Annotated in this window: 11 protein-coding genes; 10 read left to right on the forward strand and 1 reads right to left on the reverse strand. The window is 60.3% G+C overall.

Features of this window, described 5'->3' with window-relative positions:
• Positions 1–28: 28 nt before the first annotated feature.
• From amt to ACB032_RS10850, 3 genes are all read left to right on the forward strand, one after another.
• Positions 29–1,465, forward strand: coding sequence for an ammonium transporter (gene amt / locus ACB032_RS10840; RefSeq protein ID WP_016351995.1), 1,437 nt, complete (start codon positions 29–31; stop codon positions 1,463–1,465).
• A gap of 335 nt (positions 1,466–1,800) precedes the next feature.
• Complete coding sequence (gene rlmD / locus ACB032_RS10845; protein WP_371137917.1) at positions 1,801–3,153, forward strand: 23S rRNA (uracil(1939)-C(5))-methyltransferase RlmD; 1,353 nt, start codon at positions 1,801–1,803, stop codon at positions 3,151–3,153.
• Between the two features lie 224 nt (positions 3,154–3,377).
• On the forward strand, positions 3,378–3,560 hold the full coding sequence (locus tag ACB032_RS10850; RefSeq protein WP_073351758.1) for a DUF5363 family protein: 183 nt from the start codon (positions 3,378–3,380) through the stop codon (positions 3,558–3,560).
• On the opposite strand, the gene tppF is transcribed toward ACB032_RS10850, so the two are convergent.
• Entirely contained in the window at positions 3,529–4,146 is a 618-nt protein-coding gene (tppF, locus tag ACB032_RS10855) for a type IVa pilus pseudopilin TppF (RefSeq protein WP_371137918.1), read from the reverse strand. The genes ACB032_RS10850 and tppF overlap by 32 nt on opposite strands.
• A 40-nt stretch (positions 4,147–4,186) precedes the next feature.
• Here tppF and ACB032_RS10860 point away from each other — a divergent pair, with 40 nt between their 5' ends.
• The 7 genes from ACB032_RS10860 to deoD all read left to right on the forward strand — a co-directional run bounded on the left by ACB032_RS10860 (position 4,187) and on the right by deoD (position 11,380).
• The gene (locus ACB032_RS10860) at positions 4,187–4,975 is read left to right on the forward strand and encodes a TatD family hydrolase (protein ID WP_371137919.1); all 789 of its coding nucleotides are present in this window, start codon (positions 4,187–4,189) and stop codon (positions 4,973–4,975) included.
• A gap of 213 nt (positions 4,976–5,188) precedes the next feature.
• On the forward strand, positions 5,189–6,463 hold the full coding sequence (locus tag ACB032_RS10865; RefSeq protein ID WP_011707414.1) for a NupC/NupG family nucleoside CNT transporter: 1,275 nt from the start codon (positions 5,189–5,191) through the stop codon (positions 6,461–6,463).
• A 123-nt stretch (positions 6,464–6,586) separates the two neighbouring features.
• Positions 6,587–6,757: a XapX domain-containing protein gene (locus ACB032_RS10870; protein ID WP_005305103.1), complete on the forward strand. Its 171-nt coding sequence runs from the start codon at positions 6,587–6,589 to the stop codon at positions 6,755–6,757.
• Between the two features lie 391 nt (positions 6,758–7,148).
• Complete coding sequence (gene deoC / locus ACB032_RS10875; protein WP_371137920.1) at positions 7,149–7,922, forward strand: deoxyribose-phosphate aldolase; 774 nt, start codon at positions 7,149–7,151, stop codon at positions 7,920–7,922.
• A 109-nt stretch (positions 7,923–8,031) separates the two neighbouring features.
• Positions 8,032–9,363 carry a thymidine phosphorylase gene (gene deoA / locus ACB032_RS10880; protein ID WP_257686171.1) on the forward strand — a complete coding sequence of 444 codons (1,332 nt, stop codon included), beginning with the start codon at positions 8,032–8,034 and terminating at the stop codon, positions 9,361–9,363.
• A 14-nt stretch (positions 9,364–9,377) separates the two neighbouring features.
• Positions 9,378–10,586, forward strand: a complete 1,209-nt coding sequence (locus ACB032_RS10885) for a phosphopentomutase (RefSeq protein ID WP_024945853.1) — start codon at positions 9,378–9,380, stop codon at positions 10,584–10,586.
• A gap of 77 nt (positions 10,587–10,663) precedes the next feature.
• Positions 10,664–11,380, forward strand: a complete 717-nt coding sequence (deoD, locus tag ACB032_RS10890; RefSeq protein WP_011707410.1) for a purine-nucleoside phosphorylase — start codon at positions 10,664–10,666, stop codon at positions 11,378–11,380.
• The last annotated feature ends 5 nt before the right edge of the window (positions 11,381–11,385 follow it).

Consider the following 11,385-nt stretch of genomic DNA (forward strand, 5'->3'; position numbering starts at 1 on the left):
CCGGGACGACAGGGAAGGAGATGGCTGTATGCTCAAGAGACTCGTGATGACTGGCCTGTTGGCGCTTGCCGCCTTGCTGGCCGCCCCCAGTTGGGCTGAAGAGGTAGTGGCCGCCTCGGCCGAGGTCGTGCAGGCTGCGGCACCGGCAGTAGTGACCATCAACAAGGGGGACAATACCTGGATGCTGCTGTCGGCAGCCCTGGTTATCCTGATGTCCATTCCGGGTTTGGCCCTGTTTTATGGCGGCCTGGTGCGCAGCAAGAACATGTTGAGCGTACTGATGCAGGTGTTCACCCTGTTCTCGCTCATCTGCGTGCTGTGGATCCTCTACGGCTATTCACTGGCCTTTACCGAGGGCAACAGCGTTTATGGCTCCTTCAGCAAGGCGCTGCTCAAGGGAGTCACCCCTGATTCCATCGCCGCCACCTTCAGCAAGGGGGTCGGCATCAGCGAGTTCATCTATGTGGTGTTCCAGGGCGCCTTCGCCGCCATCACCTGCGGCCTGATCGTGGGGGCCTTCGCCGAGCGCATCAAGTTTGCCGCCGTGCTGCTGTTCTCGGTGATCTGGTTCACCTTCGCCTATATTCCGCTGGCCCACATGGTGTGGTACTGGGCGGGGCCGGATGCCTATACTACGGCCGATGCTGCGGCAGCGGCCACCGCGACCGCCGGTTATCTGTTCCAGCACGGTGCGCTGGATTTTGCGGGCGGCACAGTGGTGCACATCAACGCGGCGGTGGCCGGTCTGGTCGGTGCCTATCTGGTGGGCAAACGCCTGGGCTATGGCCGTGACCCCATGACTCCGCACAGCCTCACCATGACCATGATCGGGGCCTCTCTGCTCTGGTTCGGCTGGTTCGGTTTCAACGCCGGCTCCGCGCTGGAAGCGAACGGCACGGCGGCACTGGCCTTCATCAATACCTGGGTGGCGCCGGCGGCGGCGGCCCTCTCCTGGACCCTGGCCGAGTGGGTGATGAAGGGTCGTCCCTCCCTGCTGGGTGCGGCTTCCGGCGCCGTCTCCGGGCTGGTGGTGATCACTCCGGCGGCCGGCTTCGTCGGAGTGGGAGGCGGTCTGGTGATGGGCCTCATCAGCGGTGTTGCCGGGCTGTGGGGGGTCCACGGTCTCAAGCGGCTGCTGGGCGCCGATGACAGCCTGGACGTGTTCGGTGTGCACGGGGTGTGCGGCATCCTGGGGGCGCTGTTGACCGGCGTCTTCGCCAGCCCGGATCTGGGCGGTACCGGGGTGTGGGACTACGTCACCAACCAGGTGGCGGAGGGCTACTCCATCCTGGCGCAGGTCAAAATTCAGGCCATCGGGGTCGGTGTGACCATCCTCTGGTCCGGCATCATCTCGGTGGTGGCCTACAAGCTGGTGGATCTGCTGATCGGCCTGCGAGTGAAAGAAGACGCGGAGCGGGAGGGGCTGGATGTCACCACCCACGGCGAGAAGGCCTACAGCCTGTAAACCGCCATCTGTTAGTCAGCAATATTGCCGCCGGCCATGCCGGCGGCTTTTTTATGTGGTGCTGTCAGGGTTGGGGGCCGGTTTGATGGCTGGGCCGGCGGAGATGATGGCCCGTCCGTGGTCACCATGCTCTCTTATAAGGACAGCCCCTGAATCTCGCCGGGGGATTCCGGCTTTTTCGGCAGATAACGCCAGGCGGGGCAATGTCCTCGGTCTTGTTGCTGTTTTATGCCTGCAATTTGGCCAGATCTCCGCTAAACTCTGCCACCTTTTCTTGATGGGGCTGGCCGGGCCGGCTCCATTACCCCTCTTTATATGTACTTTTGGAGCCGCTCATGCCGTTAGTGGGACATCAACACCAGATCGAGATCCTGGAACTGACCGACAAAGGAGATGGCAAAGGACGCCTGTTCGACCGCCCCCTGTTTGTGGAAGGTTTGCTGCCCGGTGAGCAGGCGCTGGTGGAGCTGACCGAGGTCAAGCCCAACTATCTGCACGGCAAGGTGACCGAGCTGCTCCAGCCCTCCGCCGATCGGGTCGCCGACTTCTGCCCCAACACCGAATGTGGTGGCTGCCAGGTGCGCCCGCTGGCCTATCCGGCCCAGCTCAAGCTCAAACAGGCGCTGGTGGAGAGTGCGCTGGAACTGGCCGGGCTGGGTGATACCACCGTCAGGACAATCCTCGGCATGGATAGCCCGTTTGCCTATCGCAACAAGGCCCAATATGCGGTGCGCGGTTGCGACGCCGGCGCCGAGATCGGCTTTTATCGCAAGCACTCCCATGACCTCATCACCGCCGATGACTGCGCGGTGCAAGATTCCCTGCACGTCGAGCTGAACGCTCGAGTACGCAACTGGATGCGCGAACACAACATCGCCGCCTATGACGAGGTGAATCACACCGGCTGTGTACGCAACCTGATGACCCGCAAGGGCTTCAAGAGCGGCGAGCTGATGGTGGTGCTGGTGACCCTGAGCGAGGAGCTGCCGTTCGAAGCCGAGCTGCTGACCGCCCTGAGTGATCTGCCGGTTACCACCCTGGTGCAGAACATCAACGAGGAACGCACCAACCGCATCCTGGGGGCCACCAACCGGGTGCTGCTGGGCGAAGGGGTGATCCACGACAAGATCCACGAGCTCGAGTTCGAGATCTCGCCGCTCTCCTTCTTCCAGAACAACCCGAGCCAGACCGATGTGCTCTACTCCAGCGCCCTCGAGTATGCGGAACTGACCGGCAACGAGACGGTGTTCGACATCTACTGCGGTATCGGCACCATCTCCCTGTTCCTGGCCGGCAAGGCCGCCAAGGTGGTGGGGATCGAGTCGGTGGAGAGTGCCATCAGCGATGCCCGTCGCAACGCCGCCCTCAACGGCATCGAGCACACCGAGTTCCATGTCGGCAAGGCTGAGCAGCTGATGCCCGAGCTGCATGCGCAGGGTGTGACTGCCGATGTGGTGGTGATGGATCCGCCGCGCAAGGGTTGTGATAAGGCCGTGCTGCAGACCCTGGTTGCCATGGCGCCGCGCCGGTTGGTCTATGTCTCCTGCAACCCGCAGACTCTGGCCCGCGATCTCGCCTGGTTGGTCAAGCAGGGTTTCGTACTGGACGAGGTGCAGCCGGTCGACATGTTCCCGCACTCCATGCACGTGGAAGCGGTTGCCCGCTTGAGTTTGCCGGCCAAGGCCTGATCGCCGGTGAACATGTTCCCCTTGCGTCATGCACGTGGAGGCCGTTGCTCGACTGAGCCTGCCCACCCAGGCGTGAATTGAATTAGCCAGATGGCTCTGATAAAAACGACTCCAAATGGAGTCGTTTTTTTATACCTGTCATTCCGGTATCTAGCCGTGACATTAGCGGATTCGGAGCCGATAGGGAGAAACGGCAAGGGGACGAGAGAGACGAGGAGCAGACCATGAAAGGCATCTTGTTACGCTGGCTGGCTCGCTACGATGGCTGGTGCGAGGAGTGGGGACTCACACCGGAGAACCGGCGCTGCTGCGTGCCGGTACGCAGCGAGCAGGATGACGCGCCGCAGACGGAGCAGCAGGGCGAGTCGGAATCGCTCACTGGAAATTGCGGGTCACGGCACCAGTGACGCTGTTGTAGTCGAAGGAGAGGCCAGTCGGATAGGTCGGGAAGCGGCCAATGGAGTCGCGCAGGGTATAGCGGCAGTTGCTGTGCGGCTCCCCATCCGCATCTACCTGGTTGGCAGGCAGTTCGCTGGACAGGTAGTCGGCGTTGAGCTGGATCTCGGGATCCTGATCGACCGAGGCGACGGTATAGCTGCTGTCCAGCAGCCCCTGAAACAGCAGGCGACAGTCTGACTGGTTGCTCACCGAGATGTAGTCTCCCTGACCTGCGACATAGGGCTCATCTATCCCCTTGCGGCCCTGATCTTCGTCGGTGCCGGCGGGCCAGCCATAGCGGTTGATGTCGAGATTGCGCTGCCCCATGCTGCCGAGATTGTAGAGCGCCTGATCCTGCGCCTTGACCGCCCAGCCGGCATGAGCCAGCTGCACCGCGCTGGCGAAGCTGGTGGCGGTGGTGGCGACCGTACTCTTGAGAGCCTCATCCTTGAGATTGATGAAACGGGGCAGGGCGGTGATGGCCAGGATCCCCAGCACTATGATGACCAGCACCAGTTCTATCAGGGTAAAGCCGTGGCTTGTGCGTTTCATCATGATATGGACCCATTAATTACGACAAACAGGTGAGAGCGACATGCAACTGATCGACACCCATTGCCATCTCGATTTTCCAGTCTTCGATCCCGATCGGGCGGCGCTGCTGGCCGAGTGCCGCCAGCTGGGGGTGAGCGAGTATATCATTCCCGCCGTGGGAGAGGAAAACTGGGGCCGGGTGATGGCGCTGGCGGCAGAGCACGATGGTATTTCCTATGCTCTGGGTGTGCACCCCTGGTATGTGGGGGGGCAGACTCCGGTGGTATTGACCCGGCTGCGGCGACTGTTGGCCGAGCGTCCACGCGGGCTGGTGGCGGTGGGCGAGTGCGGGCTGGATCTGCGCTCCCATGTGCCGCAGGAGGGGCAACTCGAGATGTTCGAGGCCCAGATCGTGCTGGCCATGGAGCATGAGCTGCCCCTTATTGTCCATTCGGTGCGCGCCAACGACACTGTGGCCAAGATCCTCAGGCGCGTGCGTCCGGCCAGAGGGGGCGTCATCCACGCCTTCAGCGGTTCTCTGCAGCAGGCAGAGGCGTTCTGGCAATTGGGATTTCGGCTCGGTATCGGCGGGGTCATCAGCTTCGAGCGGGCCAACAAGACCCGGGAGGCGGTGCGCGACATGCCGCTGGAATCCTTGCTGCTGGAAACCGACGCCCCCGACATGCCGCTGCAGGGTCAGCAGGGGGCGCCCAACACCCCCGCCAACCTGCCAAAAATTGCGCAACTGCTGGCCGATTTACGGCAACAATCGCTGGCCCATGTTGCCTCGGTGTTACGTGAATCCACTTTGCAGGCTTTCCAGCTGGGCAAGTCACAAATTAACAGCTGATTAACTATTGATAGCGGCATGATAAAAAACGGGGTAAGTAAAAATCGTTTGCGGTCTAATTTGACGACCCCTAGCGCATTTCATGCTTATAAAATGTGACCAGCATTCTACTTTGTCGCACCGTAATTAGTATAATGCGCACCCTTGATTGATAGCTTTGAGATACAAGTTGTTAACAAGCTGGAAGGTGCTACTAAAGAGGAAGTGTTAATAATGAATTTGATAATGGGTCTGGTAGGGATGGCAACGCTCGTCCTTATCGCGGTGCTGTTCTCCAGTAATCGCAAAGCAATAAAAATTCGCACCGTTGTCGGTGCCTTTGCAATTCAAGCTGGACTGGGTGCATTCGTGCTGTACGTCCCGGTTGGCCGAGATATTCTGGTGGGTGTATCCGATGCCGTTTCCAGCGTCATCGGTTATGGCCAAAACGGTATCGAATTCCTGTTCGGTGGTCTGGTCAGCAACAAGATGTTCGAAGTATTCGGTGGCGGCGGCTTTATCTTCGCCTTCCGCGTACTGCCGGTCATTATCTTCTTCTCCTCGCTGATCGCCGTTCTTTATTACCTGGGCATCATGCAGTGGGTCATCAAACTGCTGGGTGGTGGTCTGCAAAAAGTACTGGGCACTTCCCGTACCGAATCCCTCTCTGCCACTGCCAACATCTTCGTGGGTCAGACTGAAGCCCCGCTGGTGGTGCGTCCCTTCATCTCCAAGATGACTGACTCCGAGCTGTTTGCCGTCATGTGTGGTGGTCTGGCCTCCGTTGCCGGTTCCGTACTGGCTGGCTACGCCTCCATGGGCGTCAAGATGGAATACCTGATCGCCGCCTCCTTCATGGCTGCCCCGGGTGGTCTGCTGTTCGCCAAGCTGCTGGTGCCGGAAACCGAGACCCCGAGCTACGACGAGAACAATGCCGATGGCGAGCTGGAAGACAAGCCTGCCAACGTGATCGATGCCGCTGCCGCCGGTGCTTCTGCCGGTCTGCAACTGGCCCTGAACGTCGGTGCCATGCTGCTGGCCTTCATCGGCCTGATCGCCATGATCAACGGCATCTTCTCCGGTGTGGGTGGCTGGTTCGGTTATCCTCAGCTCTCTCTGGAACTGCTGCTGGGCTGGATCTTCTCCCCGCTGGCCTTCCTGATCGGGGTACCTTGGAGCGAAGCCATCGTGGCCGGTTCCTTCATCGGTCAGAAACTGGTGGTCAACGAGTTTGTGGCCTACCTGAACTTTGCTCCGTATCTGAAAGATGAAGTGCTGATCAATGGCGTGGCCATGTCCGACCACACCAAGGCCATCATCTCCTTTGCCCTGTGCGGCTTTGCCAACCTGTCCTCCGTCGCCATCCTGCTGGGTGGTCTGGGCTCCATGGCACCGAACCGTCGCGGCACCATTGCCAAATTTGGTCTGAAAGCCGTACTGGCTGGCTCTCTGTCCAACCTGATGTCTGCGACCATCGCAGGCTTCTTCCTGGCGCTGTCCGGCATGTAATATCGCCTGACTGTCAGGGTAAAGACGAACGCCACAGCGAGAAGCTGTGGCGTTCGCGTTTGGGGCGGTGACAACCGTTTTCCTTTCTAAACTAATAATAAAATGAGTCAAATCGGAGGTTATATGAATGAAGTGCTACTGGCGATGGCGGCCGGCTTTATCGTTGGCTTGTTGTTTTCTTTCCTCAAATTGCCGATCCCGGCCCCGCCCGTATTGTCCGGGGTAATGGGGATCGTCGGAGTCTATCTGGGGGGGCTGGCATACTCCTGGATACTCACTCGCTTCTTCTCTTAACGCACTTTTCAGTACCGGATTTGCCAGATGTGAGGTACCTCTGAAAATGGCAAATCCGGCTTGCAAACAAGGGGTATCTCGGCTGAAATAGGCATTGCCAGCAGGGTGCTGGCATTGACTAATGCCCGATGAAATCGGGTGTTGGCGGTCAAATGGAATTGATTGGGAAGTCGGGTCAGACCTTGTCTGCCTTTCTCAAGTCTTCATGGAACCAAGTCCGCACTTTTGTAAGAAAGTGACAGGGCTCTTGCCTTATTTGCAGCCTCATTGCCCGTGCAATTGCGCTGCAATTCCATTCCCGTTTCTTTGGGAGTCGTGTCTTGCCGGTTGCGTTGCGACAGGCGGACCCATGCCCTGGAATCCGGACTAAATCGAGACTTTGGAGAACAGAATGACTGATCTGAAACTGGCCGCCCAGCGCGCCCTGAACCTGATGGACCTGACCACTCTGAACGATGACGACACCGATCAGAAGGTGATCGACCTGTGCCGCAAGGCCAAGTCACCGGCCGGCCTGACCGCCGCCGTCTGCATCTATCCCCGTTTCATCCCCATCGCTCGCAAGACCCTGCGTGAAATCGGCGCCGCCGACGTGCGCATTGCGACCGTGACCAACTTCCCGCACGGCAACGACGACATCGAGATCGCCGTGGCCGAAACCTGCGCCGCCGTGGCCTACGGTGCCGATGAAGTGGACGTGGTGTTCCCGTACCGCGCCTTCATGGCCGGCAATGAACAGGTCGGCTTCGATCTGGTCAAAGCTTGTAAGGAAGCCTGTGGTACCCAAGCCCTGCTGAAAGTGATCATCGAAACCGGCGAGCTGAAAGAAGAGGCGCTGATCCGCCGCGCGTCTGAAATCTCCATCGACGCCGGTGCCGACTTCATCAAGACCTCCACCGGCAAGGTGCCGGTCAATGCGACCCCGGAAGCGGCGCGCATCATGATGGAAGTGATCAAGGCCAAGAACCCGAAAGTCGGCTTCAAGCCGGCCGGTGGCGTGAAAGACGCCGCCGTGGCGGGTCAGTACCTGGCCATGGCCGAAGAGATCCTGGGCAAGGACTGGGTATCCGCCCGCACCTTCCGCTTTGGTGCATCCAGCCTGCTGGCCAGCTTGCTGGCCACACTGGGGCATGGCGACAAGCCGGCCAACACCAGCGGTTACTAATAGGTTGATGAGAGGGCGGACCTGGTCCGCCCTGTTTCGCCCCCACCATGCGGTGTGCGGGCAAGGATTCAGGCTTGTGTAACGCCAGCAATGGCGGAGGGAATGAAAGATGTTTTTGCCTCAAGAAATTATTCGCAAGAAGCGCAACGGTGAAGCGCTCAGTACCCAAGAGATTCAGTTCTTCGTTCAGGGCATTACCAACAACACCATCGGCGAGGGCCAGATTGCGGCGCTGGCGATGGCGGTCTACTTCAAAGACATGACCATGGATGAGCGGGTCGCCCTGACCTGCGCCATGCGCGACTCCGGCATGGTACTGACCTGGGACCACCTCAATCTGGGTGGCCCGATCGTCGACAAGCACTCCACCGGCGGTGTGGGTGACGTCGTCTCCCTGATGCTCGGCCCGATGGTTGCCGCCTGCGGCGGTTTCGTGCCGATGATCTCCGGCCGTGGCCTGGGCCACACCGGCGGTACCCTCGACAAGCTGGATGCCATTCCTGGCTACCAGACCTCGGTCGACAACGATCGTTTCCTGAAAGTGGTGAAAGAGGCTGGTGTCGCCATCATCGGCCAGACCGGCGATCTCGCCCCGGCCGACAAGCGTATCTATGCGGTACGGGACATTACTGCCACCGTCGAATCCATTGCCATGATCACCGGCTCCATCCTCTCCAAAAAGCTCGCCTCCGGGCTGGAAGCGCTGGTGATGGATGTGAAAGTGGGCTCCGGTGCCTTCATGCCGACCTTTGAAGCCTCCGAAGAGCTGGCCAAGAGCATAGTCGCGGTGGCCAACGGTGCCGGCTGCCGCACTTCAGCACTCTTGACCGACATGAACCAGGTGCTGGCCTCCAGTGCCGGCAACGCGGTGGAAGTGCGCGAAGCGGTGCGCTACCTGACCGGTGAATACCGCAACCCGCGCATCCACGCCGTGACCATGGCGCTGTGTGCCGAGATGCTGATCTCCGCCGGCCTGGCCAGCGATGACGGTGAGGCCCGCCGCAAGCTGCAGGCCGTGCTGGACAATGGCAAGGCGGCCGAGCTCTTCGGTCGCATGGTGACCGGCCTGGGTGGCCCGAGCGACTTCATGGAGCGCTACGATCATCACCTGCCGAAAGCCGCCATCGTGCGCCCCGTCTATGCCGCCAACAGCGGTTTTGTGACTGCCATGGACACCCGTGAACTGGGTCTGGCCGTGGTCGCCATGGGCGGTGGCCGTCGCGCTGCCGGTGACAAACTTGATTATGCGGTCGGTCTGACCGACTTTATCCGCCTGGGTCAAAGCGTCGAGGCAGACAAGCCGCTCGCCCTGATCCACGCTCAAACTGAAGAGCAATTCGCTCAGGCTGCCAGCATGGTGCAGGCCGCCGTCAAGATCGGTGACACCCGACCAGAGGCGCTGCCCGAGGTCTACCGTCGCATCGGTCTGGCTGATTTGTAACAAGGGGAAGTCCCATGAAACGTACCTTTATTCTGATGATGGACTCTTTCGGTATTGGCGCTGCCGCCGACGCCGACAAGTTCGGAGATGTGGGCGCCAATACCCTTGGCCATATCGCCAAGGCCTGCGCCGCCGGTGAGATCGAAGGCCGTGGCGCCCTCAATCTGCCGAACCTCAGCAAGCTGGGTCTAGGTCACGCGGGCGAACTCGCCAGCGGCACCTTCCCGGCGGGTCTGAACAAGGACATCGAGGTGGTCGGCGCCTACGGCTTTGCCCAGGAGCTCTCCTCCGGCAAGGACACCCCGTCCGGTCACTGGGAGATCGCCGGTGTGCCCGTGCTGTTCGAGTGGGGTTACTTCCATGACCACCACAACAGCTTCCCGCAGGAGCTGCTGGATGCCATCGTCGAGAAGGCTGGTCTGCCAGGGTATCTGGGCAACTGCCACGCCTCCGGTACCCAGGTGCTGGATGATCTGGGCGAAGAGCACATGCGCACCGGCAAGCCGATCCTCTACACCTCTGCCGACTCCGTGTTCCAGATCGCCTGCCACGAAGAGACCTACGGCCTCGAGAAGCTCTATGAGCTGTGCCACATCGTGCGCGAGCTGCTGGAGCCCTACAACATCGGCCGCGTCATCGCGCGTCCGTTCGTGGGCAGCGGCAAGGGCAACTTCAAACGCACCGGCAACCGCCACGACTACTCCGTACTGCCGCCGGCACCGACCGTGCTGGACTACATGAAGGAAGCGGGTGGCCAGGTGGTCTCCATCGGCAAGATCGCCGACATCTATGCCCAGCAGGGCATCACCAAGCAGGTGAAGGGAACCGGTCTGACCGAGCTGTGGGATCGTACTCTGGAAGAGGTGAAAGCGGCCGGTGACCAGACCATCGTCTTCACCAACTTCGTCGACTTCGACTCCTCCTACGGTCACCGTCGCGACGTGAAGGGCTATGCCGATGCGCTGGAGTATTTCGACTCCCGCCTGCCGGAGCTGTTCGAGTTGCTGGAAGATGGCGACGTGGTAGTGCTGACCGCCGACCACGGCTGCGATCCGACCTGGGGTGGTACCGATCACACCCGCGAGTACATTCCGGTGCTGTTCTACGGCAAGCCGGTCAAGGCCGGCTCCGTCGGTCGTCGCGAGACCTTCGCCGACATCGGCCAGAGCATCGCGGCGTACCACGGCCTGCCCAAACTGGCATACGGTACCAGCTTCCTGTAATTTACCCGCCCGCCGCCTCGGCGGCGGGCAACCAATAAAGACAATAAAACTCAACCTAGTGTGAAGGAATCAAGAGAATGGCAACTCCTCATATCAATGCGAAAGATGGCGCCTTTGCTGATACCGTGCTGATGCCGGGCGACCCCCTGCGCGCCAAGTACATCGCCGAGACTTTCCTGGAGAACGTCGAGCAGGTGTGCGACGTGCGCAACATGTTCGGTTTCACCGGCACCTACAAGGGTCGTCGCATCTCCATCATGGGTCACGGCATGGGCATCCCGTCCTGCTCCATCTATGCAAAAGAGCTGATCACCGATTATGGCGTGAAGACCCTGATCCGCGTTGGCTCCTGCGGCGCCGTGCGTGAAGACGTGAAACTGCGTGACGTGGTGATCGGCATGGGTGCCTGCACCGACTCCAAAGTGAACCGTCTGCGCTTCAAGGATCACGACTTCGCCGCCATCGCCGACTTTGATCTGGTTGCCAATGCCGTACAGGCCGCCAAGAACAAGGGCGTTGCCGTGCGCGTGGGCAACATCTTCTCCGCCGACCTGTTCTACACCCCGGATCCCTCCATGTTCGATGTCATGGAAAAGTACGGCATCCTGGGTGTCGAGATGGAAGCCGCCGGTATCTACGGCGTGGCCGCAGAGTACGGTGCCAAGGCACTGACCATCTGCACCGTCTCCGACCATATCCGTACCGGTGAGCAGACTACCTCCGAAGAGCGTCAGCTGACCTTCAACGACATGATCGAAATCGCGCTGGATTCCGTCCTGCTGGGCGACAACTAATCCCC

The sequence above is a fragment of the Aeromonas sp. S5(2024) genome (assembly GCF_041403025.1).
Classification (GTDB): Bacteria; Pseudomonadota; Gammaproteobacteria; order Enterobacterales; family Aeromonadaceae; genus Aeromonas; species Aeromonas hydrophila.

Coding starts and splice junctions, on each gene's coding strand:
- amt (WP_016351995.1), top strand. CDS start 29: ATGCTCAAGAGACTCGTGATGACTGGCCTGTTGGCGCTTGCCGCCTTG.
- ACB032_RS10870 (WP_005305103.1), top strand. CDS start 6,587: ATGAATGAAGTGCTACTGGCGATGGCGGCCGGCTTTATCGTTGGCTTG.
- deoC (WP_371137920.1), top strand. CDS start 7,149: ATGACTGATCTGAAACTGGCCGCCCAGCGCGCCCTGAACCTGATGGAC.
- ACB032_RS10860 (WP_371137919.1), top strand. CDS start 4,187: ATGCAACTGATCGACACCCATTGCCATCTCGATTTTCCAGTCTTCGAT.
- deoD (WP_011707410.1), top strand. CDS start 10,664: ATGGCAACTCCTCATATCAATGCGAAAGATGGCGCCTTTGCTGATACC.
- ACB032_RS10850 (WP_073351758.1), top strand. CDS start 3,378: ATGAAAGGCATCTTGTTACGCTGGCTGGCTCGCTACGATGGCTGGTGC.
- rlmD (WP_371137917.1), top strand. CDS start 1,801: ATGCCGTTAGTGGGACATCAACACCAGATCGAGATCCTGGAACTGACC.
- ACB032_RS10865 (WP_011707414.1), top strand. CDS start 5,189: ATGAATTTGATAATGGGTCTGGTAGGGATGGCAACGCTCGTCCTTATC.
- deoA (WP_257686171.1), top strand. CDS start 8,032: ATGTTTTTGCCTCAAGAAATTATTCGCAAGAAGCGCAACGGTGAAGCG.
- ACB032_RS10885 (WP_024945853.1), top strand. CDS start 9,378: ATGAAACGTACCTTTATTCTGATGATGGACTCTTTCGGTATTGGCGCT.
- tppF (WP_371137918.1), bottom strand. CDS start 4,146: ATGATGAAACGCACAAGCCACGGCTTTACCCTGATAGAACTGGTGCTG.